Origin of the sequence: Haliea alexandrii (genome assembly GCF_003719295.1) — a bacterium.
Classification (GTDB): domain Bacteria; phylum Pseudomonadota; class Gammaproteobacteria; order Pseudomonadales; family Halieaceae; genus Haliea; species Haliea alexandrii.
Map to the genome: position 1 here is coordinate 1 of NZ_RFLW01000003.1, position 21,413 is coordinate 21,413.

Annotated in this window: 15 protein-coding genes; 2 read left to right on the forward strand and 13 right to left on the reverse strand. The window is 58.7% G+C overall.

The window, feature by feature from the left end:
* Positions 1–329 precede the first annotated feature (329 nt).
* The 10 genes from EGJ68_RS12410 to EGJ68_RS12455 form a co-directional block, all read right to left on the reverse strand.
* A complete protein-coding gene (locus EGJ68_RS12410) occupies positions 330–1,937 on the reverse strand; it encodes a class I SAM-dependent methyltransferase (protein WP_199228040.1) in 1,608 nt (535 codons plus the stop codon).
* An 86-nt stretch (positions 1,938–2,023) separates the two neighbouring features.
* On the reverse strand, positions 2,024–2,863 hold the full coding sequence (locus EGJ68_RS12415; RefSeq protein WP_123034896.1) for a DUF3883 domain-containing protein: 840 nt from the start codon (positions 2,861–2,863) through the stop codon (positions 2,024–2,026).
* Between the two features lie 167 nt (positions 2,864–3,030).
* Positions 3,031–3,960, reverse strand: a complete 930-nt coding sequence (locus EGJ68_RS12420; RefSeq protein WP_123034897.1) for a restriction endonuclease — start codon at positions 3,958–3,960, stop codon at positions 3,031–3,033.
* 97 nt (positions 3,961–4,057) lie between these two features.
* Positions 4,058–4,954 carry a Kiwa anti-phage protein KwaB-like domain-containing protein gene (locus EGJ68_RS12425; protein ID WP_158283639.1) on the reverse strand — a complete coding sequence of 299 codons (897 nt, stop codon included), beginning with the start codon at positions 4,952–4,954 and terminating at the stop codon, positions 4,058–4,060.
* Complete coding sequence (locus EGJ68_RS12430) at positions 4,944–5,513, reverse strand: hypothetical protein (protein WP_123034899.1); 570 nt, start codon at positions 5,511–5,513, stop codon at positions 4,944–4,946. Before EGJ68_RS12430 ends, EGJ68_RS12425 begins: the two co-directional genes overlap by 11 nt.
* A complete protein-coding gene (locus EGJ68_RS12435; RefSeq protein WP_158283640.1) occupies positions 5,506–6,867 on the reverse strand; it encodes a restriction endonuclease subunit S in 1,362 nt (453 codons plus the stop codon). Before EGJ68_RS12435 ends, EGJ68_RS12430 begins: the two co-directional genes overlap by 8 nt.
* A 2-nt stretch (positions 6,868–6,869) precedes the next feature.
* Positions 6,870–8,294, reverse strand: a complete 1,425-nt coding sequence (locus EGJ68_RS12440) for a class I SAM-dependent DNA methyltransferase (protein WP_123034901.1) — start codon at positions 8,292–8,294, stop codon at positions 6,870–6,872.
* Positions 8,295–8,323: 29 nt separating this feature from the next.
* On the reverse strand, positions 8,324–10,711 hold the full coding sequence (gene hsdR, locus EGJ68_RS12445; RefSeq protein WP_123034902.1) for an EcoAI/FtnUII family type I restriction enzme subunit R: 2,388 nt from the start codon (positions 10,709–10,711) through the stop codon (positions 8,324–8,326).
* A gap of 557 nt (positions 10,712–11,268) precedes the next feature.
* Complete coding sequence (locus EGJ68_RS12450) at positions 11,269–13,893, reverse strand: AAA family ATPase (RefSeq protein WP_158283641.1); 2,625 nt, start codon at positions 13,891–13,893, stop codon at positions 11,269–11,271.
* The gene (locus EGJ68_RS12455) at positions 13,890–15,056 is read right to left on the reverse strand and encodes a metallophosphoesterase family protein (RefSeq protein ID WP_123034904.1); all 1,167 of its coding nucleotides are present in this window, start codon (positions 15,054–15,056) and stop codon (positions 13,890–13,892) included. Before EGJ68_RS12455 ends, EGJ68_RS12450 begins: the two co-directional genes overlap by 4 nt.
* A gap of 356 nt (positions 15,057–15,412) precedes the next feature.
* On the opposite strand from EGJ68_RS12455, the gene EGJ68_RS12460 reads away from it, so the two are divergent.
* Positions 15,413–15,769, forward strand: a complete 357-nt coding sequence (locus tag EGJ68_RS12460) for a hypothetical protein (RefSeq protein WP_158283642.1) — start codon at positions 15,413–15,415, stop codon at positions 15,767–15,769.
* 57 nt (positions 15,770–15,826) lie between these two features.
* Here the strand turns inward: EGJ68_RS12460 and EGJ68_RS12465 are convergent, their stop codons facing one another.
* The 3 genes from EGJ68_RS12465 to EGJ68_RS12475 form a co-directional block, all read right to left on the reverse strand.
* Positions 15,827–16,399: a hypothetical protein gene (locus EGJ68_RS12465; RefSeq protein WP_123034906.1), complete on the reverse strand. Its 573-nt coding sequence runs from the start codon at positions 16,397–16,399 to the stop codon at positions 15,827–15,829.
* Between the two features lie 94 nt (positions 16,400–16,493).
* The gene (locus EGJ68_RS12470; protein ID WP_158283643.1) at positions 16,494–18,896 is read right to left on the reverse strand and encodes a S9 family peptidase; all 2,403 of its coding nucleotides are present in this window, start codon (positions 18,894–18,896) and stop codon (positions 16,494–16,496) included.
* 16 nt (positions 18,897–18,912) lie between these two features.
* Entirely contained in the window at positions 18,913–19,995 is a 1,083-nt protein-coding gene (locus tag EGJ68_RS12475; RefSeq protein WP_199228041.1) for an ADP-ribosylglycohydrolase family protein, read from the reverse strand.
* Between the two features lie 180 nt (positions 19,996–20,175).
* Here EGJ68_RS12475 and EGJ68_RS12480 point away from each other — a divergent pair, with 180 nt between their 5' ends.
* Complete coding sequence (locus tag EGJ68_RS12480; protein WP_123034908.1) at positions 20,176–21,399, forward strand: ATP-grasp domain-containing protein; 1,224 nt, start codon at positions 20,176–20,178, stop codon at positions 21,397–21,399.
* Positions 21,400–21,413 lie beyond the last annotated feature (14 nt).

Genomic DNA, 21,413 nt, shown 5'->3' on the forward strand with positions numbered 1-21,413 from the left:
GCTGGCGGGCTATGCAGAGCGCGGGGAGCTGGAACCTTGCATTGATTGGCGGTTTACGCTGGCGGAAGTGCCGAATGCTGTTTGGTACCCGAAGCGGTGGCGGACGCGGGGGAAGGCGCTGGTCAACATACTGCCTTGATGCAATGGTCAGCCTTGATGCGAAAAGTACGGGGCCTCGAAGACGATGTCGTCAGTGAAGTTCGTTGATGGCGTGGTCGATTTGTTGCTTGGTGGGCATAAGTTGGCTCCCTGGAATGTGTTTTTATAATTACGTAGTGCTCTGGCTTACTTTACCATCGAGGCGCTTGTGGGGTGCTGCTGCCCATCCACTACCGCGCAAACCTCCACTCCGCCAACTGCTGATCCGCCTTCAACCGCGCCCGCTGGTGCAGCATGGCCTGGTAGATATCCGCCGGCGCCGGCTGCCCGACCAGAGTCGGCAGGGACACAGCGGCCTCCAGCAGAAAGCGCTCCCGGTGCGGCGACCCCAGCCAGGCCTGCTCCCACCAGTGCAGAATGCGACCGTGGGCCGAGGACAGCGTTTCCGCGGAAGGCAGCTTGTCCCCCTTGGCGAGATTGATGTCGCTGCGGGCGGGCAGGAGGTTCCACAGGTCATTGTTGAACCAGCGCGACCAGGGGAAGCAGTGGTCGATATGCAGCCTGCTGGCATCGCGGACAGGGCGCGCACTCCAGACACAGGGTATGTCCACGCCCTGCTGCCGCAGGTCCAGCATCCGCCCCGCCGCGAGGCTGGTATCGCGCCGCCCCTCCTCCCAGGCGAAGACCTGCTGGTCGCCGGCGCGCGGGTCGTTCACATTCCACTGACTGTGCAGGGCGGCCCATTCCCGCAGGATCGCGGGCTCCAGCCAGCAGGCGTACTGCCCCAGGGTCTGCCAGATGGCAGCGGGGATACGGAACACGCCAAACCGCGCCAGATACTCCGGGGAGATCACCATCGGCTGTGGCCGGAAGCGAAACGTGCGCCGCTCGAACTCGAACACCGGCTCGGCGCGGCCGGGCCAGGTGATGTAGCGCGTGGGCATGGTGGTGATATTGGCGCAGGCATCGCGAATGGCCTGGGTGACAATGGCGGCGTGATCGGCAGCCAGATGGCCACCCACGCGCAAGTCATAGGGGGAGATCTGCGCCAGCTTCCAGAAGGCCTCTTTCGCGAAGCCGTAACCCTGCCCGGACTCCGGCCGCTCCCGCAGCTGATGGTTGATCAGCAGCGGCTTGTACTGCTTCAGCCAGTACAGCCCGACAATGCCCAGCGGAATGTCCACCCAGTCATCCGAGCGGCGCATGACCACGCCCGGCGCGCTCTCCGCAATCCGGGTGAGCACCCGCAGCAGCCCCAGCTTGTAGGACGCCGACTTGTTGTCGTTGACGATGATGTGGCGCAGCAGCGGCAGACTGCCCGTCCCATCATCCGGGATGGTGAACACCACGGTTTCCCACTGAACATGGGCGCGGGTCTGGTCCGGCTGGGTGACGGGATCACGCATCACCACCGCGCAGCGCTGAGCAAACACCGCCAGCTCCGCGGCGGACACGGGATGGAAGCCGCGCTCCCGGTTCTCCTGCTCGTTACTGCCGTGGCGCAGCGTGATCACCAGGGTGCCGCCGGGCTTCAGTAGCTCCGTGAGGATGCGGAAGGCGCGCTCGCGCTGGCCGGGCGGCACGTGCTGCCAGACCGCGCTCAGCAGCACCAGGTCGAAGCGGTGACCGAGGGCCCGCAGGCGCGAGAGTTCCGGCAGGGAGTCGTCCAGCCAGGTGACGTTGGGGTGGGACTTGGGTATGGCCAGTTCGCGCATGCCGTGGCTGGGCTCGACGGCGATGACGCCCCAGCCCTTGGCGGCCAGCCAGTTGGCGTCGCGGCCGGAGCCGGCGCCTATGTCACAGGCGAAGCCGGGAACGTCCACTATATCGTGTGACAACCAGGAACTGTGTATCGCCTCAGCAGCTTCATCATAGATCGCAGATAATTTTCCAGCATCAATATTATATTGCTTCAAGCTGGCCATCAAAACGAAGCACGGAAATTGGTAGGAGTCAGGTTCACCAGACTAGATACATCGCCATCAAGCCGGTAGATACGCGGAGTATCGGAAAACTGAAAGACACGATACAGGCTGTATTGTGAAGACGATATTTTCGAGAATGACACCTCGTTCTTTGAAATCATAAACGGCTGGTACTTACCTGCATTTGTAGTCTTCACCTCGATGAATTTTTCCTGATCGCCACTATCATCGAAAGACCTGATGTCATAGCCTAGACCGTCGCCGACATCCTTGCTACTCCATTGAACTTCAGCCGCAAGGTCTTGCTTCCCGATGTTCAAGAATCGCTGCCGTTCTAGCTCAAGAACAAAGGCCTCGCCCAGCTCACCGAGCCTTCGATTTCGACGCTCCAACTGGGAGAAATCAAGCTTATGGGCGGTAAAACTTGGCGCATTTTCAGCCTGCCTCTGAAATTTTAGAAGATCCCTCTCAGGGGCGTCATCCCAAACGTTTGCTGTCGGTGTGATCGGAGAGACTGGCAGCCTTGATATGAGGAAATCCTCTGTTGACTGAACCAGTGACTCGTTTGCATTCACATACTCCTCAACTACATCAAAGAGCAGCTTCTGATAGTTCCAGGCCGGCCGATAACCCTTTATCGTTAGCCGACCAAGTTGCGACAGTACCGCAGAAATATTTTGGTGTTTGAACTCAATAGCACCATGATTGCGACCTTGCAACTGGCTGATGAGCATTCGGCGATGTTCCGACTTCGAATATTTTTCGCCGAGGACGTCCTTGTGAAGCATGGAAAAGTAGTCGGCGACTATGGCTTTACATTCTCGCCTGCTCCAAGCCATCTGTATGTTCCTCCGAAATCAAATTTTAAAATTCGACCTTTGCTCTAGACTTTGATCGCTCCACCTTCCTCCCCTTTTAACTCCCACGCTCAAGCGCATTTGATGCGATGGCGTTCTTTGCGAAAGCAAAAATGGGCAGCGGGTCACACCTCGCCTGCAGCGCCTTGTTACAATTCAGCTGTAGATGCGTCATTTTCCATCGAGTCCCAGAATTCGCTGTCCAACCTCTTGATTTGTATGGTTTGCTCGACCTGCAGACCAACACCATATTCGTAGAGGTAAGCTGCCAGTTGCTGCCCGTCTATCAGGATTAGGGTTGTCGCACCATTCAGACTTTCGGCATACGAAACCGCACCTTTCGAAAAGCTTGATGTCGTTATGAACACACCCTTGTTCGACTGTGCGACTGCAAGTGCACCAACAAATTTTTGTATCTCTTCTCGACCTACACTATTGATTTGAGCATATCGTTTTGCTTGGATATGAATGCGCCCGAGTCCGAGCACGTCTTCCTTGATGATTCCGTCAATGCCACCATCGTTGGTATACGAGGTAACCAAGCCTGATTGCTTTATTTCCCCGCCGTATCCCATGCCCTGCAGAAGCAAAACCACAAGCTTCTCAAATTCACGCGGGGTTTTACTCAAAATGGTATCTAGCAGCTCCTGATACCGCGATTCGCGAATCTTCTCAGCTGACGAATAAAGTTCTTCTTGCGGCGTCAAACCTTCAGTTTCTGTAGATTCCGAGACTGGCTTAGTTGGTTTGTTCTGCTGTTTTTTTGCAAACTCCACAGCAATAAAGCCATTGATCTCATGGGGAACAGTCAGTTTGGCTGAACCAAGGGAACTAATCTCATAGATTCCGCGTTTAGGCTTTTTGAGCAATCCTGCCATGTTCATGTAGCTCAACGCCCAACTGATGCGATCATAAAAAATCTTGCCGTTACCCGATTCGTACTCCGTGTGAACTTCTTCATCAGTGAGTCCGAAGTGCTCCGCCAAAGGTGACTCAAACTCTGAAAGTTTGAGCTGACCACGCTTTGCGAGGAGCTGGAGCGCTGGCACCCTGATTTCGTCGTGCTTGGGGATAGTCATGGTTTTTCCTCTAACGCCGTGCTCACCGGTAAATTGCGAGCACAGCGAGTAATTTATCCGCGTGCAGCACTTTGTTATATGCCTTTTCATCAGTGGCTCAAAGGTACTGTTTGGAATTAGTCAGGCACTTTCTTTTTGTCAGTGGTGCGGTGACGTAGTCTTCGTCCAGAAAGCGGATAAGTTCTTTCAGTTGCTTTTTGTCTTCCGGGATAACCAGCTTGCCGTCTTCGTTCACTGCGATGTTGATATGGTGCTCTTCGGGTAATTCGGCGTTGAAGTTGTTGGCGACGATTTGAATGTCGGTGACGGCGATGTCTTTCAGCACCTCATTTTTCTGAAGTAGCGCAATTTTCTTGCGAATAATGGAATCCGCTTGATCCTTGAATCCGGCTTCATCTTCAAAGGCAAACAGGTCGCTGGCGGCGAAGGCGTCGAGGTCGGTATCGGTGGCTTCGCGGTAGTAGTCGGCCAGATCCAGAAAGCGCTTGGTGTTGTGATAGGAGCTGAAATGCAGGGTGCCGTTTTGGTAATGGGCGGTAAGTTTGTCTTGCAGCATCAGCCCCGGCTCTTCCAGTTTCTTGTAGGTATCGCCGCTGCCTATCAGGGTATAACCGCGCTTGAGCAACTTACCGGCATCGAAAACCTGAAAATTGACTGCTTTATTCGCGGCTGACCAGATGCCGCTAAACAATGCCTTGATGCGCTGCGTTTCGGTATTGAGGTCCAGCACCTGACAGGTGAGCGGGTTACTGATGGCATGGCCGATAACGGGCGGCAGCGGGTACTCGGCAATGGTAAAGATTTCACCTTCATCGACGTTGTAGCTGCCGGTGAATGACATGGCTTGTTTGTCGCCCAGTAACGCGGTTTGCTGTTCGGTAAACAGTTGTGCCAGTTCGGTGTTGAGCGCGGCGGTTAATGGTATGCGGCGGATGGACGCGTCGTCGTTATCGACCAGGGCAAACAGATTGGCTGGGGTGTTGTTATTGGGCATGGTTGGCATCCAAAATCATGTATTCGGTTAGTTGTACCACCTGCGAGACGGCTTGGCAGTCGGTGATGTTCTGGCGGGTGATGAGCACATAGGTGATGTCGCCCTCGATGGTCACTTCAAAAAAGTGATAGCCGAAAAAACCCAGCAAGGGGTTGAAGTGATAGGCGTGGGAGTTGTAAACGATAAAGAAGAAAATGACCGCCACAAAAACCAGTACCGGCAGACTGATGGTGCTCTGGCTCTGGTTGATCAGTGGCAGCAGGTAAACCAGCAGAAAGCCGACGATCTCCTTGTCCACGGTTTTCACGGCCTTGATTTTGACTGGCAAGGGCTCCAATCCGTGGCGCGAGGCCGACAGCCGCACCAGCCCAAAACAAAGCCCGCTTAATAGCAGCGCCGCCAACAGATAACCACTGCCTGCCTGCCAGTGGGCGGCGAGATTGTCCACGAATGGCCGGCTGCTTTGCCAAACGCTGCTGATCTCGACAAACCACAGGGTCAGGCAGATGGGTGCCAGTGCAGTGGAGACCAGCGCCAATTTGGCGAGTTTGTTAAGCATGGGCGGTAGCCTTGGGCGCGGTGGCTGCGGGTTCGGCGGCGCTGTTGTGGCTGAAGGCTTCTTTTAACACCGCCTGCATCAGTTGCTCGGCGTGGCTCTGGTTTTCGGTGATTTGGGTTTCCAGTTGGTCGCAGAGGTCGAGCAGGTTTTCAACCTTGGTCACGATGGCTTCTTGCTCAAGCAATGGGGGTAGAGCTAAAACCAGATTATTTAGTGTTGGTAGCTTAATGTTCGGCTGTCCAGCCATTTGATAGGACAAGCTCAGAACGTATGGCCGGAAATATTTTAGAAGAAGAAGAATGTAATCCTGTGATGTTGTTTTGTTGGGCTGGACGCCGACCATGCTATCGGGGAAACACATATCTTTACCAAGAACGCCAAGATTGCCAATTGTTCCTCCAACAATTGCGACCATGATTGTGCCCATTAAGAATAGCTTCGATGCTTTAAAACCTTTCTCGTTAAGCGTTTGTTTATAGTCGGTGACAATAGTCCCAATGCTATCCAGACTGCCGATCTGAATAAACGGATACTCTCCACCAAAACAGGTAGGATCATTACGGGGCCTGATCGAAAAACGCCCTCGTTCGAAGCGCGCATATTCACCAAGACGACACCACTCCCACCCCAGCGGCAATTGAAACGGTTTTTCCTCGGCCGTAATGGACGGCAGGTTTTTTTGAGCTTTGATTTTCTTGTCTTTGACCAGTTGCGCTTTTTCGGCGGCGATGCGATTGAGCAGTTCGCTGGCCGGTTCCAAATCGGGTTTTTTTGCTCGCCAATCGGCGGTGAGTTTGCCTTCGATGGCTTCCTGCAAGATCTGCTGGCGCAGTTTTTTCAGCAGGGTTTTTTGGTGGGTGAGTTCGGATAAAAGCTGTTTTTGCGAAACCTTATAAAACTCAACCTGATCCAGTATTTTTCTTTGCTTTTTAATAGAAGGAAGTGGCATTTCAAGGCTCAGAAATTTGGTTGGGCTGATTCTTTGCGAGCCAACACCCGATGCTAACTTTGAAAGCTCCAAATAATAACCACCTTGTTTTAAGAACAGGTCTATCCATTCGGGCAAACAGTTTTCATCAACATCAAAAGAAGGAATATCCGAACTGGATTGATAACCATCCAGCTCTGGCGGGATCACACCAAACGCGCCTTTATGTAAATTTTGTCGGCCATACACAAACTGGCCAGCTCGACGAACATAATATTTCGTCGCTCCTGCCTTGTCGTTCATCTCAGGACGTTTCTCGACACCTTTGGCATGCAAACGCACACGAATTCGCGTTGAGGTATCAGCGGTTGATGCCTCAACCTTACTTTCAGAGAGCACCTGATTGAGTTTTACGATAGGGAACACCACTACACCAACTCCTTCCGCAATTGCTCCAGTAGCTGATCGCCCTTGGCAAAGCTCTGGTGCAGCAGGTCGAGCAGTTCGGTGCTGCTGTGCTGTTTTTCTTCTTCGGCGCGGTGCGGGTTTTTGATATCGAGGTTATAACCATTGGCCTTGATGATGTCGAACTCCACCTGCCAGGCTTGGTCGCTTTCCTCTCTGTTTGCACACCAGCTTTTCAGGGGCTCGAATTCGGCCAGTTGAATGGTCTTGGTTTTGGAGTAGGCCTTGTAGCCTTCCGGCAGTTTGTGTTCGTAGTACCAGATATTTTTGGTCGGCTCGCCTTTGGTGAAGAACAGCAGGTTGGTGGCCACCGAGGCATAGGGCTGAAACACGGAGTTGGGCAGGCGCACGATGGTGTGCAGGTTGCAGTCTTCCAGCAGTTTCTGGCGGATGCGTTGTTTGACGCCGTCGCCGGTGAGCGAGCCATCGGGTAGTACAATCGCCGCTCGGCCGCCGTCCTTGAGCAAGTGGATCATCAGGATCAGGAACAGATCGGCCGATTCCTTGGTGCGGTAGGTTTGTGGAAAGTTGTTTTCGTTGTTGTTGGACACCACGCCACCAAAAGGCGGGTTGGCGATAATGACATCCACCCGGTCTTTGCGGGTATATTCGCTCAAGGGGCGTTGCAGCGAGTCGCCGAACTGAATGTCGGGGGTGGTGATGTCGTGCAGCACCAGATTGGTGTTGGCCAACATATAGGGCAGCGGTTTGTATTCCCAGCCGCGCACATTTTTGGCAATAGCCTCGCGTTGTTGCACGCTGCTGGCGCTGGCTTTGAGGTGTTCGATAACGGAGGTTAAGAAGCCGCCGGTGCCGCAAGCCGGGTCGAGCACAGTTTCGCCGTGCTCGGGGTTGACCATTTCGGTCATGAATTGGGTGATGGCGCGTGGGGTGTAGAACTCGCCCAGGGTGCCGGCGCTTTGCAGTTCGCTCAGAAAGGTTTCATAAATCTGGCCGAACAGGTGCAGGTCTTTGCTGTTGTTGAAGTCGATCTCGTTGAGCTTGTTGATCACCTGGCGCAGGTGAATGCCGGACTTCATGTAGTTGTAGTTATTGGCAAACACCTCATGCACCAGCACGGCACGGCGCTTGGCAGTGGACAGATCAATCTCGGAGAGAGTCGGGAACAGTTTGCGATCGACAAACTGCAACAGCTCGTCGCCAGTCATGCCTTCGTCATCACCGGCCCATTCGTCCCAATGCAGTTCAGCGGGGATAGGCGAGGTGTAGTTATCGTCCATCAGCTCCAGCTCTTTGTCCTTGTCGCTGAAGATTTTTAGAAACAACATCCAGCCCAGTTGCAGAATGCGCAGCTCGTCGCTGCCGGTGCCGGTGTCCTGGCGCATGATGTTGCGGGCGGATTTTACGATGCCTGATATGTTTGCCATATTTGCTTACTGCTCTCTTATGTTTGTTATTACGCCGCTTGGTAAAGCGCTTGTTCCAGTTGGGTTAGGGCCTGCAAGTATTGGGGCTTGCCGCCAAAGAGTTTGATAATTTCTGTCGGGGTGCCGAACTGGTCAAAGGGGTTGACCTTGAGCACCTTGATATCTTCGATGTTCTCAATGCCTTCATCGGCGTATTTGTCTAATAACGCCTCCAGCACCTTGCGCGCCTGCTCGCCGTACTGGGTGAATACATCGCGCTTTCTGACTTGTTTGGCACGTTCGACGCGGGTAAGCGGAGGCTGATCGAAGGCGGTATGGCAGATCATGTCGAAGATACCCATCTCCTTGCCGATCGCTTCTTTCAGGTTTTCCAGCACGATACCTTGTTCAGACAGCTCGTCGATGATGGCCTGCTTTTTGTCGGCGCTGTTCCATTTTTTGAGAAAGTCATTCAGCGACCGGTATTGCTCGCGGACTTTCTGGCGGGTGTAGTCTTTGAGGCTGCCGGTGATCAGTTTGCCGTTGCCGTCCATGTACTGAATGCGTTCATTCAGAATCGCGACGTTTACCCCGTTGACGTAGTACTTGGGGCGCGGTTCGCTGATGATGTCGCCGCCGGTGATAATGTCCGGTGGCTCGGGTGACGGTTCAAAGATGATTTCATCGCCCTCGTCATCGGTGATAGTGTCGCCTTCAGCCAGTTCGTCTTCCGGGGTTTCAAACTCGTCTTCTTCACCCAGCTCTTTGACGCGCACTGGGTCGCCGTCGAAATCTGGGTCGGCAAACAGGTCGGTGACATTGCGGAAATCAAGAATGGTGAAAAAAGTTTTGCCGAACTCTTCGTTGATGCGGGTACCGCGACCGATGATCTGCTTGAACTCGGTCATGGAGGCGATGTTGCTGTCGAGCACAATCAATTTGCAGGTTTGCGCATCCACCCCGGTGGTCATAAGTTTGGAGGTGGTGGCAATGACTGGGTAGCGTTCTTCCGGGTTGATGAAGTTGTCCAGCTCGCGCTTGCCTTCGTCATTGTCGCCAGTGATCTGCATGATGTACTTGGGGTTCTGCGCCATCAAGTCACTGTTGGCGCTTGCAAGAGCGGCACGCATACGCTGGGCGTGATCGATATCGACGCAAAACACGATGGCTTTATCGAAGCGGTTGGTCTTGGTCAGGTATTCGGTGATCTTGTTGGCCACGGATTCTGTGCGCTCGTCGATGATCAGGCTCTTGTCGTAATCCTTGCGGTTGTAGATGCGATCATCCACCAACTGGCCATCTTTATCGGTCTTGCCTGCTTCGGGCCGCCAGCCTTCCAGATCAACATTCAGGCCAACCCGTAGCACCTTGTAGGGGGCGAGAAAGCCGTCCTGTATGCCCTGCTTGAGTGAGTAGGTGTAGATCGGGTCGCCGAAGTATTCTGTGCTGGATATGGCTTCGGTTTCCTTGGGGGTGGCGGTCAGACCGATATGAGTGGCGGTTTTGAAGTAATCCAGAATCTCACGCCATGCGCTGTCTTCCGAAGCGCTGCCCCGGTGGCATTCGTCGATGACGATCAGATCAAAAAAGTCCTGACTGAATTCGCGATAGGCGTCTTTATCTTCGTCGTAGTTGGTCAATCCTTGATAGAGCGCCAAATAAATTTCATAGGATTTATCGATCTTCTTGTGCTTGATGACCGTCATCTTGTCTTTGAAATGACGGAAGTCACCACGCCGGGTCTGGTCGATCAGTGCGTTGCGGTCAGCCAGGAACAGGATGCGTTTTTTGGCCCCGGCTTTCCACAGGCGGTGAATAATCTGAAAGGCGGTATAGGTTTTACCGGTGCCGGTCGCCATGGTGAGCAGAATGCGTTGCTGGCCGTTGGCAATCGCCTCTACCGTGCGGTTAATAGCGATCTGCTGGTAGTAACGTGGGCTGCGGTTGGTGCCGTCGAAGAAATAGTCCTGGGCGCTGATCTGCTCGGCTTCGGGCGTGATGATGCCCTTGTAGCACTTATAGCGCTGCCACAGTTGTTCCGGTGTTGGGAATTTATGCAGAGGAAGTTCACGCTCTACGTTTCCACTGCTGGCTGTGCGGTCATGTTCGTAGAAGGCATCGCCGTTGCTGCTAAACACCGTGGGGATATCCAAAATGGTTGCGTAATCCAGCCCCTGCTGGATGCCTGCCATCACAGAATGCTTGTTGTCTTTGGCCTCGATGATGGCAATAGGGATATTCGGTTTGTAATAAAGAATGTAATCAGCCCGCTTGCGCTTGCCACGGGTGGTGAGATTGCCCTTTACATAGATGCGGCCGTCTGTGAAGCCGACTTCTTCACGGACTTGTTTCAGCATATCCCAGCCCGCTTTTTCTAAAGCAGGTGTGATGAACTTGGTGCAGATGTCGCGTTCTGATAGATCTTTTTTATTCGTCATTCGGTGGTCGGGTCCCCTTGGTTGGCTCGGGATTGGTTGGGCATATAACGCTGAAGGCAGAGGCGGCGGTCTCGCCGTCCTCTGCCCTGCCTGGTTATTGCAGCGCCGGGAAAGGCAATCCGACTACCACGTTGCCGGAGCGAATGCGAAGGCCTCGGCCCGACAGAGGCACCGTGAACGAAACTACCCAGCCCTCGTGAGCTGCTGCCTTCACAGGCTGCACTGCAGAAGACGAAGTAACGTCTCCGCGGAGACGCTTTTCGGTTATAAATCGCACCAGGAACGGAAGCGCAGCGATATAAAGCACACCAAGCTCTTGAGATCGGATCCGCCGGTCGAAGCGCCTGTGTGGTCGTGAACTCCATTTCTCGGTTCCTTGGTGGACCGCGCTCAATAACAGCGTATTAGAAAGCCAGTGCCGTATAACACCGGTCCGGCTAACTCCCTAAAACCTCGCTCAGAACTCGCCGGTTTTCCCCTACAGTCATATATATACAACACTCACCCCACCCACAATCCAACGGGATTAACCGGCCGTCGAATTGCGCTGCATACACTCACAACCTCCTCACCCCCACCTCACCCAAATACATAAACCGCCCCGGCGTACACGTTAGCACCACCACCTGGGCATCCCTGCCCGCCGCAGCAATCGCCGCGCCCATGCTTTGCAGGCGGCTGGGGTCGGAGAAGCCCAGGGCATCGTCGATAATCACCGGCACGCCGCCCTCGTCGGCGACGATGCGGGCGGCGGCCAGGCGGGTGAGGATGCCGAGCTGTTCCTTGGCGCCGACGCTGAGGGCATCGAAGTCTATCGGCAGGCCTCCGCGAATGACTTTCAAGATGGTCCAGTCCTCGGCCAGGGTGATATCGAAGTCGCTGCCGAAGACGATCTTACCCAGGTTCTGGATGCCCTCCCGCAGGGGGCGCACGTAGGCCTGGCGGGAGGCGTCGCGGTGCTCGTTGAGCGTGTCCCACAGCAGTTTGGCTGCGGCGGCGCGGCGCTCGGTGGCGGCCAGGGTGTCCTCGGCTTCCGCCAGGGCCTGCTCGGCGGCCTCCAGTTCCTCGAACAGGCCATTGGCCTGGGCGCGGTCCAGACGGCTTTTCAGCACGGCCTGTTCCTGCTGCTGCTCGATGATGTCGCGCTCGGCCCGGCGCAGGGCGTGGCTGGCGTTGTCCAGTTGCAGCTTCACGGTGTCCGGGTCTTCCGCGGCCAGCTGTGCGCGCAGCTGTTCCAGTTCCGCGGTGATGGCCGCCAGTTGCTGTTCCCGTTCGGTGACCGCCTGTTCCAGCGCGGCATCCGGTTCGGCCTCCACGGCAGTGGCCAGGCTGCTGCGCTTGTCGTCCAGTACGCTGGCCAGTGCGTTTACCTCCACGCTGGCCTGTTGCTGGTTGGCCTGGGCGCGGGCGAGTTCGGCGCGCTGTTCCTGCAGCCGGCCGTTCTCCTGGTCCAGTTCGGATTCGCAGGCGTCCAGGGCCTCGATGGCGGTTTCCAGCTGCTGCTTGGCCTCGTGGGTGCTGGCGGGCAGGGGCTGGCCCGGGTCGCGCTGTTGCAGGGCATCGTCGCAGGCCTGCTGCAGCCGCGTGCAATCCGCCTGCAGGGATTCTTCGTCCGCGCCCTGCAGGGTGTCGTCGATGCGGTCACGCAGGGTGCGCACGGTCTGTTCCGCATCCGCACGCTGTTCGTCCCGGGTGATGGCCTGTTCCACGCTGTGCACCTGGAAGCCGGCCAGCAGGGCGTCCAGTGCCTGCTGCCGGGCGTCCACTTCCGCCGCCAGCTCGCCGGCGGAAGCCGCGGGGGCGATGCTGATGCGCGCCAGTTCGGGAATCTCCAACTGCAGGGTGGCGGCTACTTGCCGCTCCAGTGTTTCGCCGGGGCGCAGGCTGAGGGTTTCGCCGTTCAGGCGCCAGTCCACTGCCTGCAGGGCTTCGATGCGCACGCGGGTGGCGGCGTTGTCGCGGGTGCGGCGGGCAACGTCCAGGGCGCTGGCGGCGTCCTGGATCTCCCGGCGTCCGGCGCTGGTGATGTGGATGCCCTCTAGCAGCTTGCGCGCCGCAGCCAGTTCCCCGCGCTGGGCCTGCACCCGTGCCAGCAGCTGCTGCAGGCGCGCCAGTTCGGCGGCGTCCTGCAGGTAGGCGGCATCGCGGCGGGCCTGCTGCAGCGCCTGTTGCAGGGCGCGGCGCCGGGTCTGCAGTTCTTTCTGGGTGGCGTCGCCGACCTGTACGTTGCGCTCAAGTTCCGCCACCTGCTCGGCCAGGGGCTGCAGGGCGGCCTGCTTCTGTTCCAGTTCCTGTGCCCGGCGGGCGATGTCTGCCGCCGCCTGCTGGCGCTGCTGCCACTGGTTGCGGGCGTGGTTCAGCAAATCCTGCAGTGGCTTGCCTTCTTCCTCTTTGGCGGTCAGGCGGGACTGCAGGCCATCGATCGCCGCCCAGCGCTGGCTGTACTGTTTCTGGGCCGCTTCCAGTTCGGGCACGGCGCGCTGCAGGCGGGAAATTTCCGCGGAAACGTGTTCGAAGCGGCGCAGGTCGTCGTCCAGTTCGCGCAGGGTGGCCTGCAGTTGCTGCACGCGCTCTTGATGTTCCTCCACCCGCTGTTGCGCGTCGGCGTAGCGCGGCTTGCCGGTCTTGAGGGTGAAGTAGCGTTCGTATTCGGCCTGCACCGCGTCGAACAGGGCGCTTTCCTCACCGCTGACCCCGGCGCCGCCGGCGGCGTTGTCCAGGGCCCGGGCCAGGCCGTCGGAGTCCGCCAGCTTGACGCCGCCAATCTCCTTGCCCTGTTCCACCAGCAGGGCGTCCCACAGGGCCATGTCCATGTGGCCGCTGAGGATGTCCCAGGCGCGGTTGTGGGCGTCGTCGCCGGTGAGCTGTTCCGCCCGCGGTGCGAGAATACGCAGTTCGGTGCCGTGCTTGCGGTTGTAGGTTTTGCTGTAGGTGAAGTGATACTCGCCGCAGCGCACTTCGGCGGCGACGCTGCTGCCCACGTCGTCGCCCACGGGCTGCACCGCCTGCACTTCTTTTCTCTTGGAACCGGACTTGTCCCGGAACAGCATGCGCAGGGCCTCGACCAGGGAAGACTTGCCCACCTCGTTGGGGCCTTCAATCAGGGTGACGCCGCCATCGAATTCAATGTGGCTTGCGCTCACACCGCGCCAGTTTTCCAGGATGAGGGTGAGCAGCTTCATGCGCCACGCCCTCCCTTGTCGGCGGCGCCTTTTGCACCGCTGCCGGCGCCACCCGCCAGCCGGTACATCAGGCGCAGGGCGTCGGTGGCAGTGTCGTCCGTGGCAGCCCGGGCCAGCAGGGCTTTCCAGGTGGCGTCGGCGTAGCCGCTGAGCGCGATGGCGTTGTCGTCCAGGGCATCGGGGATCACCGCCAGGTCCGTGGTGCGCTCCCTGCGTTTGAGGCTGGCGAAGACATGGGATTGCGCTTCCAGCAGCGCGTCCAGCTCCGCCGCCAGCGCCAGGTTGACGCTGCCGGTGAAGCCCACCTTGAGCACCGTGCATTCCTTGCCGCGGATGGCATCCAGCCACTGTTTGAAGGCGGCCAGGTCTTCGGGGTCGTTCATATCCCGCTGTACGGCCTGGAAGTCCCAGATTCCGGTGCTGAGTGGGGTGAGGCTGCAGCTGTCGTTGTCCAGCTCTACCAGCAGCGCTTTGTTCGGCTCCACTTCGTCGAAGTCCGTCACCAGCGGCGTGCCGGAATAGCACAGGCGCCCGCTGTTGCCGACGTTGGTGAGGGAGTGGCGGTCACCCAAGGCCACATACTGCACACGGCCTTCCGCCAGCGCCTGCTCCAGCAGCGCCTGGCTGATAACGCCGGGCTGGCTGTGGTCCGGCGACAGGGAATCCACCTGGCCGTGGCCGAGCAGGATGCGAGTGACGCCCGGGGCGGGCTGCAGGGCTTTCAGCGTCTGGGCGCAGAGGTCCGTTCCCGGGCGCTTGCTGAACCAGGGTGCGCCCACCACTTCCACGTTGAGAAGCCCCGGCACGGGAATGGGTTCGCTGTTCTCGACCACGATAATGTGACTGCGCGCCTGCTCTCGAAAGGCTTTGCTGCGAAACAGGGTGGAGGCATCCAGCGGGTCGTGGTTGCCGGGCAGCAGGAACACCGGCACTGGCACGCTGTTCAGCGCATCCAGGGCACGGCTCAAGGTCTGGGCGGACAGCTGATTGGACTCGAACACGTCCCCCGCCACCACCATGAACTTGGCGTGGTGCTTCTCGGCCAGTTCTCCCAGCGCACGAATAGCATCAATACGCGCCTGACTGTAGCGCGCCGCGGCTTCCTGGCTGAGAAAGGCACGGGTCATTCCAATCTGCCAGTCGGATGTATGGATGAATTTCACGTGTTGTTATTTCCCCCAATTGTCAGAAGTATGGGGGAAACCGCACCCCCTGCCTACGCACGCTGTGATTGACTTTGAGTCCCTCACAGTACTGGCGCTTGGGCGTACTGGCCATGGTGGACGGCTGTACAGGTCGCGTTTTCAGGCAGGTGTGGGTTTTGGGGCGGATTGGGGATGGTTTTGGACGGATCTGATGTACGGCTTTGTGCCCTGATTTGGCATGATGGCACACGCTTGGCAGGTGCAGATCGGGAGGCTAAACTGCGGGAACACTGGCATTTGATTCGCTGCAGTATGCCCGGCGGCTTAAAACCGCGGGGGTACCTGAGCAGCAGGCGGAGGTGCAGGCGGAACTGATGGCGGAAGCATTCGGGTTCTATGCGGACAACATCGTCACCAAGGACTACTTGGACGCCACTCTGCGCGCGGCGTTTGCGGAGCAGGATGCCAAATTCGAGAAACGCTTTGCTGCCATTGATCAGCGGTTTATCGATATTGATCAGCGGTTTGTCGGTATCGAGCGCCAGATCAATGATGTGAGAACGGGCCTGAAAGCGGAACTGGAGACATTCATCACCACCCGTCTCAACCAGCAGGACGTCAAGCTCGCCTCCCTCGAAGCCACCATGAACGGCAACTTCCGGGTGCTGTCGGCGCTCATGGGTGTGACCTTGCTGGCGGTAGCAGTACCGGCAATACAGAGCTTACTGTAAACGTCTCCCGATCAGCTCTGTTCCGCGCGGCGTTGCCGCGCGGCACGAACGGAGTGACTACATCGTTTCCGGCGCTTCCACCACCAGGCTAACGGCGCGGTCCAGCTCAAACACCACCAGGTCACCCACGCTGGCTTTCTTCAGGTTCTCGGGGTTGCGGGCTTCAAACTCCATCACGTTGCCTTCAGGGCCCTTCAGCGAGAAGGTACCGGCTTCCAGGTCGATGGCCTCTACGGTGGCGGTAACAACTTCCACGTCAGCCATTACCACGCCGGGCTTGTCGCCCTCGGCGGCCGAGGCTACCGCTTCCATGCCGCCCTCCACAGCTGCCATCGGCTCGTCGGGGTGCACCAGCGACAGGCTGATTTCTTCCAGCACAGTCATGGTGACCACGTCACCCACCGCCACCTGATCGAGATTGCGCACGTTGTCACCGGCGGTGAATGACACCGACTCGCCGGCTTCGGTGGAGAGGGTGACTTCCCGGGTTTCATGGTTGATTGCCGCAACGGATGCGGAGGCCTCTACCATACGGCTGGCGGAGACGGAGGGCAGTGCGTCATCGGCGGCGGTAGCCAGCGTGGTAACAGCGAGCAGCGCGGCGGACAGTAGCAAGCGGATTGTTGTCATTCGAGTAGTCCTGCTTTGGGTTGATGTTATGAGTGGCACCCGCAGGTGCCTCAAAGAATCTAGCACAAAAACACGACGGTAGATGGCCCGCTAACTACCCGCCCCGCGTGAGCTCCTGCCGCATTAACTTGTGAATGCGCCGGTATTCGTCCAGCCAGGATTCGGGGTGCACAAAGCCGTGTGGGTCCAGCGGGTAAATCGCCATCTCGAAGTTTTCTTTTTTCAGTTCAATCAGGCGCTGCACCACCAGCACGGCATCCTGGAAAAACACGTTGTCGTCCTGCATGCCCGCCGCAATCAGCAAGGGCTTTTGCAGGTGTTGCACGTAGTTGATGGGGGAGCTGCGCTGGTAGGCTTCGGGGTCGATATCCGGCGTGTTCAGTATGTTCGCGGTGTACTCGTGTTCGTAGTGCATCCAGTCCGCCACCGGGCGCAGGGCGGCCCCCGCCGCGAACAGCTCGGGCTCCAGGAACAGCGCCATGAAGGTCATGAAGCCGCCGTAGGAGCCGCCGTAAATACCCACGCGACTGCGCTCCACGCCGTAGTTCGCCACCAGATAGTCGATGCCGTCCTTGAAGTCTTCCAGTTCCGGGCGCCCCATGTTGCGGTAGATGGCGGTGCGCCAGTCTCGGCCATAGCCTTTGGAGGCCCGGTAGTCCATGTCGATAACCACAAAGCCCTCATTCGCCAGCAGGCTGTGGAACATGTACTCCCGAAAGTAGTAAGACCAGCCGCGGTGGGCGTTTTGCGTATAGCCCGCGCCGTGTACGAACATGACCGCCGGGTAACGCTCTCCCGCCGTATGGCCCGGCGGCAGGTAGATATTGCTGTAGATGGGCCTGTCATGGTGCGAGGACGGCACGGGCACAATCTGCGGTACCACCCAATCCACCGCCTTGAATGCGGCGCTGACGGTGTCGGTCAGCTGACGTGCGGTAGCGCCCGGCGCAGTGGACTGCAGGTAGAGGTCCGGGTGCCGGTTGACGAAGGAGCGACTGAGTAACAGCTGCTCGCCGGAGGGCGCCAGCTGAAACGCGACCACGCCGTCGAGAAAGGTGAGCTGCTGCAACTCGCCACCGGCTGCGGGCACGCGGTACACGGCGTAGTTGCCGGGATGGCTGCGGTTGGCAACCAGGTAGAACCAGCGTGCATCGGGGCTCAGAACCGGCTCGCGCACCACGAAATCGCCTGAGGTAATAGCGCGGTGACGCCGGCTATCCAGCGATTTACGGTACAGCTGGGAGTAACCGGACTCTTCCGACAGGAACCACAGGGTGTTGCCATCGGGCATCCAGCCGAAGGCGTTGTGGTCGTAATTGATCCAGGCGGAGTCGGTGAGCCGATGCTGGTTGTGCAGCTTGCCGGTCTCCGGGGTGAGCGTGGCCAGCCAGCGGTCCTTGTTGTCGCGGCTGTGCAGTTGCAATGCCGCCAGCGTGCCCTGCGCGTTCCACACAATCGCTTTCACTTCCAGCGGGCGCTGTTCGGGCGCCTGCAGTGCGGCCTCCACCGCGCTGCGCTCGGCACCTTGCTCAACGTGCCAGGCCAGGGCCGAGCGGCGCAGCGCTGCCAGCGGGTCCGTGTTGAAGCCGGGCAGGGCTGCGTAATCCAGCGTTTGCACGCTGCCCTGCGCAAGGTCGACCAGTAGCAGCGTGTGCGGCGCCGGCATGTTGCGCCCTACCCGTGTGCGCACGTCGCGCACGCCGGTGTAGCCCTCGGCGGTGACATAGTTCGGCATACGGCCCGCCTCGCCAGTCTCCCAGCTTGCACGGTGCACCACGAGCAGCAGGTGGCGGCCCGTGGGCGACAGTGAGCGGCGCACCTCCACCCAGTCATCACCCAGGTAGATCGGCGAGGGCGCGGCCTGAGGATTCTCTCGCGCCTGTGCGGCGCGCAGATCGGCTTTCTCCCGCGCCTGATCGGCCTCACGCCGCAAGGTAGACAGGTTGCGCAGCTGCTGCTCGCGCAGGGCATCAAAGGCCTCGCTTGCTGCGGGGTCTGCGCTGAAGCGCAGATCTGCCGGCTGGGCGGTGAGCCCGGTTTCCAGGTTGTGTATGAGGTAGTGACCGTCCTGCTGGTACGCCAGGCGGCTGCCCTCTGCCATCCACTGCAGCGCAGTTTCCGCCGCGGTGGTACGGGTGAGCTGGCGGATGGCCCCCGCCGGCAGCGCGCGCACATACACATCGCCGTTGGCCAGCCAGGCCACGCGCGTGCGAGCCGCGTTGTAAACCCGTGTACGGTTGCTGCTGGTGACGGCATCGCCAAGCGTCAGGCGTTCTGGCTCGTCCCCTGCAAGCGGCAGCCGCCAGGTGTCTTGCAGCGTCGAATCGAGCCGCTTCTGGCGGTAATACACCGCCCGCTCGTCATCGCCCCAATAGGCCTCGGTGGGCGGGTTACCGATCCAGTCGGGGTCGGCCATGATCTGTTCCAGGTCAGGCACGCCTGCCAGCGCAGCGGAAGTGCCCAGTGCCGCCAGCAGTGCGGTCAATCGCGTTTTCACAACTATGCTCCTTGAGTCAGAACGCGGGATAGCGCTGCAGCACGGCTGCATCCGGCTGCCAATCCACGCAGTCAAGCAGGTCGTCGGCCACCTGGGTGATGACATCGCGCAGCTCCAGCGGGTCCAGCAGGCTGGCGGGAATGGCCTCCTCCCCCCAGTGGGCGCCGAGCAGGTTGCCGGCGATGGCGCCAGTGGAGTCGGAATCGCCATCGTGATTCACGGCAATCACCAGCGCCTCGTGTAGGTCCGTCGCCACCAGCGCGCAGTACACCGCTATGGCCAGTGCTTCCTCGGCCACCCAGCCCTCGCCGAGTTGGGCAACAGCTTCGGCATAGGGTACGTCAGTTGACGCGAGGTCTGCCGCACGCTCCAGGGCCGCTATGGTTTCGTCCGCATCCAGCTGGCCGGCCAGATTGTCCAAGGCTACCGCCAGCGCATCATCCATGTCACCGCCGTCGCGGAGGGTGCTGATCATGGCGGCCATGGCGCCGCCAGCGAACCAGCCGCTGGGGTGGCCGTGGGTGAGTGCCGAGAGCTCACAGCCCAGCGTAAAGGCTTCTTCTGCAGAATCGGCAAACAGGCCAACGGGGGCCATGCGCATGACGCCACCACAACCTTTACTGTTGTTGCGGGCCGGGTCACCCGGCGTTTCCGTATCACGCAGGGCGCTCAGGCAGGTCATCCCCGGGCCGCGTCGGCTGTGCAGCGCTGGCACCTCATACAGCCAGCCGCTGTCCGGGTGCAGGGGGTCGAGGTGAAACCGGTTGCCTTGCGCCTGCGTTAGCAGCCAACGCTGGTAGGCCCAGGCGGTGACCTGCGAATACTCGATCAGCCCGGTTTGCCGGTAACGCATGAGGCCGCGAATCAGGCCCTCGGCAGTGAACAGCGTCATCTGCGTGTCGTCGGTGATGGCGCAGGGCAAGCCGTAAGCCGGCGCATAGTGACGAATACCGCCCTCGCCGAAGCAGGAAATCATGGTCGCCCGACTGTCGAACTCCACAGCAGCACCCAGCGCATCGCCGGCGGCGCCCGCCAGCAGGCAACCGCGAAAACGGCTGCGCAGCGTCGGCGTGGAATGTGTATAAAAGTCTGTAGACATAGCATTTCTCGCGATTTTCCGGTGGCCCAGCATAGTCAAAACCGGCGGTGGGAAAAAGCCTGCCGTGCGCCCCCAAATGTGAAGCGCGGTCAAATACTGTAGACTGGTCGGTTCTTCATCGGGTTTGCCCTCAACACTCCGCGGCAAACCTTTCACTTCGCCGACCATGGGAGGCGCATCATGGACAAAGATCCGCAAAAAGGGTACATCGCCCTGCTGGGCTGGAGCCTGAACGCAGTAGAAGCCGCAGAAAATTTTGACCGACGCTATGTTGTCGTCGCACCGGAATGGGCTGAAGAGTACTGCCAACAACACAATATCCCCTATGTTTCCTGGAACTTCGAGCGCCTCAACGACCGCTCCCTGGAAATCGCCGAAACACTGAAGTCCATGGGCGTAGACGTTGCTGTCCCGCTGTACGAAGAAACCGTGGAATGGGCCGGAGCCATCAATTCGGTGCTGCTGGACAACCCGCGCCTGTACGGCCAGTCGCTGTTGCTGCGCGACAAGGCACTGATGAAGCGCCGCGCGCAACTGGGCGGCATTCGCGTGGGTATCTTTGAGGAGGCCCACGACAAGGCCGATGTCATCCGTTTTCTGAAACGCGTCAACCAGACGCTGCTGAAACTCGACGGTGACCCCAACGACCCCATTCACCTCAAGGCTTTCGACAAGGCAGGCTGCCTGGGCCACCGGGTGATTCGCACGCCCGATGAAGTGGATTCGATTCCGGACGAGGAATTCCCGGTGCTGATGGAGTCCCACCTGGATGGCTGGGAATTTGCGGTGGAAGCCTGGATTCACAACGGGAAAATCGCCTTCCTCAACATTTCCGAATACGTCACCCTGGGGTACTCGGTGTTTGTACCGGCATCGCCAGACCTCGAAGCCTACCGTGCGCAGATCACCGCCCAGATCGAAAAGCTCATCAAAGCCTTCGATATCGAGTTTGGCCTGATTCACCCGGAATATTTCGTAACCAGTGATGGCGAAATGTACTTCGGCGAAGTCGCCTATCGTCCGCCCGGCTTCAAGGTGTTCGAACTGCTGGAGCGGGTCTACGGTTTCAACGCCTACCAGGCCAGCATGCTGGTGTTTGACCCCAACGCGACTACCGAGGAAGTCGCGGCATTCTTTCCCCGGGAAATTGAGGACGCCAACGGCTACGCGGGCTGTTTCGGGGTGTACCCGCGCCGCCGCGTGGTCAGCACACTGGAAATTCCGCAGGAAGTGGAAGATCATCCCTACTTTGAGTCGCACGAGCTGACGCCGCCGCTGGAAGAGACCGTCACCAAGCGCACCGCTTTCGGTACGCACTGGGGCCTGGTGTACTTCAAGGGGCCGGACGCACACCAGTTACGCGACCTGCTCAAACATCAGGAAGACCTCGACTACTATGTCTAGCACTAAGCAACGCT

Bases quoted from the DNA above. Each gene is read 5' to 3' on its own strand.
- EGJ68_RS12415 (WP_123034896.1), bottom strand. From the start codon at position 2,863: ATGGCTTGGAGCAGGCGAGAATGTAAAGCCATAGTCGCCGACTACTTT.
- EGJ68_RS12420 (WP_123034897.1), bottom strand. From the start codon at position 3,960: ATGACTATCCCCAAGCACGACGAAATCAGGGTGCCAGCGCTCCAGCTC.
- EGJ68_RS12425 (WP_158283639.1), bottom strand. From the start codon at position 4,954: ATGCCCAATAACAACACCCCAGCCAATCTGTTTGCCCTGGTCGATAAC.
- EGJ68_RS12430 (WP_123034899.1), bottom strand. From the start codon at position 5,513: ATGCTTAACAAACTCGCCAAATTGGCGCTGGTCTCCACTGCACTGGCA.
- EGJ68_RS12440 (WP_123034901.1), bottom strand. From the start codon at position 8,294: ATGGCAAACATATCAGGCATCGTAAAATCCGCCCGCAACATCATGCGC.
- hsdR (WP_123034902.1), bottom strand. From the start codon at position 10,711: ATGACGAATAAAAAAGATCTATCAGAACGCGACATCTGCACCAAGTTC.
- EGJ68_RS12450 (WP_158283641.1), bottom strand. From the start codon at position 13,893: ATGAAGCTGCTCACCCTCATCCTGGAAAACTGGCGCGGTGTGAGCGCA.
- EGJ68_RS12460 (WP_158283642.1), top strand. From the start codon at position 15,413: ATGGCGGAAGCATTCGGGTTCTATGCGGACAACATCGTCACCAAGGAC.
- EGJ68_RS12465 (WP_123034906.1), bottom strand. From the start codon at position 16,399: ATGACAACAATCCGCTTGCTACTGTCCGCCGCGCTGCTCGCTGTTACC.
- EGJ68_RS12475 (WP_199228041.1), bottom strand. From the start codon at position 19,995: ATGTCTACAGACTTTTATACACATTCCACGCCGACGCTGCGCAGCCGT.
- EGJ68_RS12480 (WP_123034908.1), top strand. From the start codon at position 20,176: ATGGACAAAGATCCGCAAAAAGGGTACATCGCCCTGCTGGGCTGGAGC.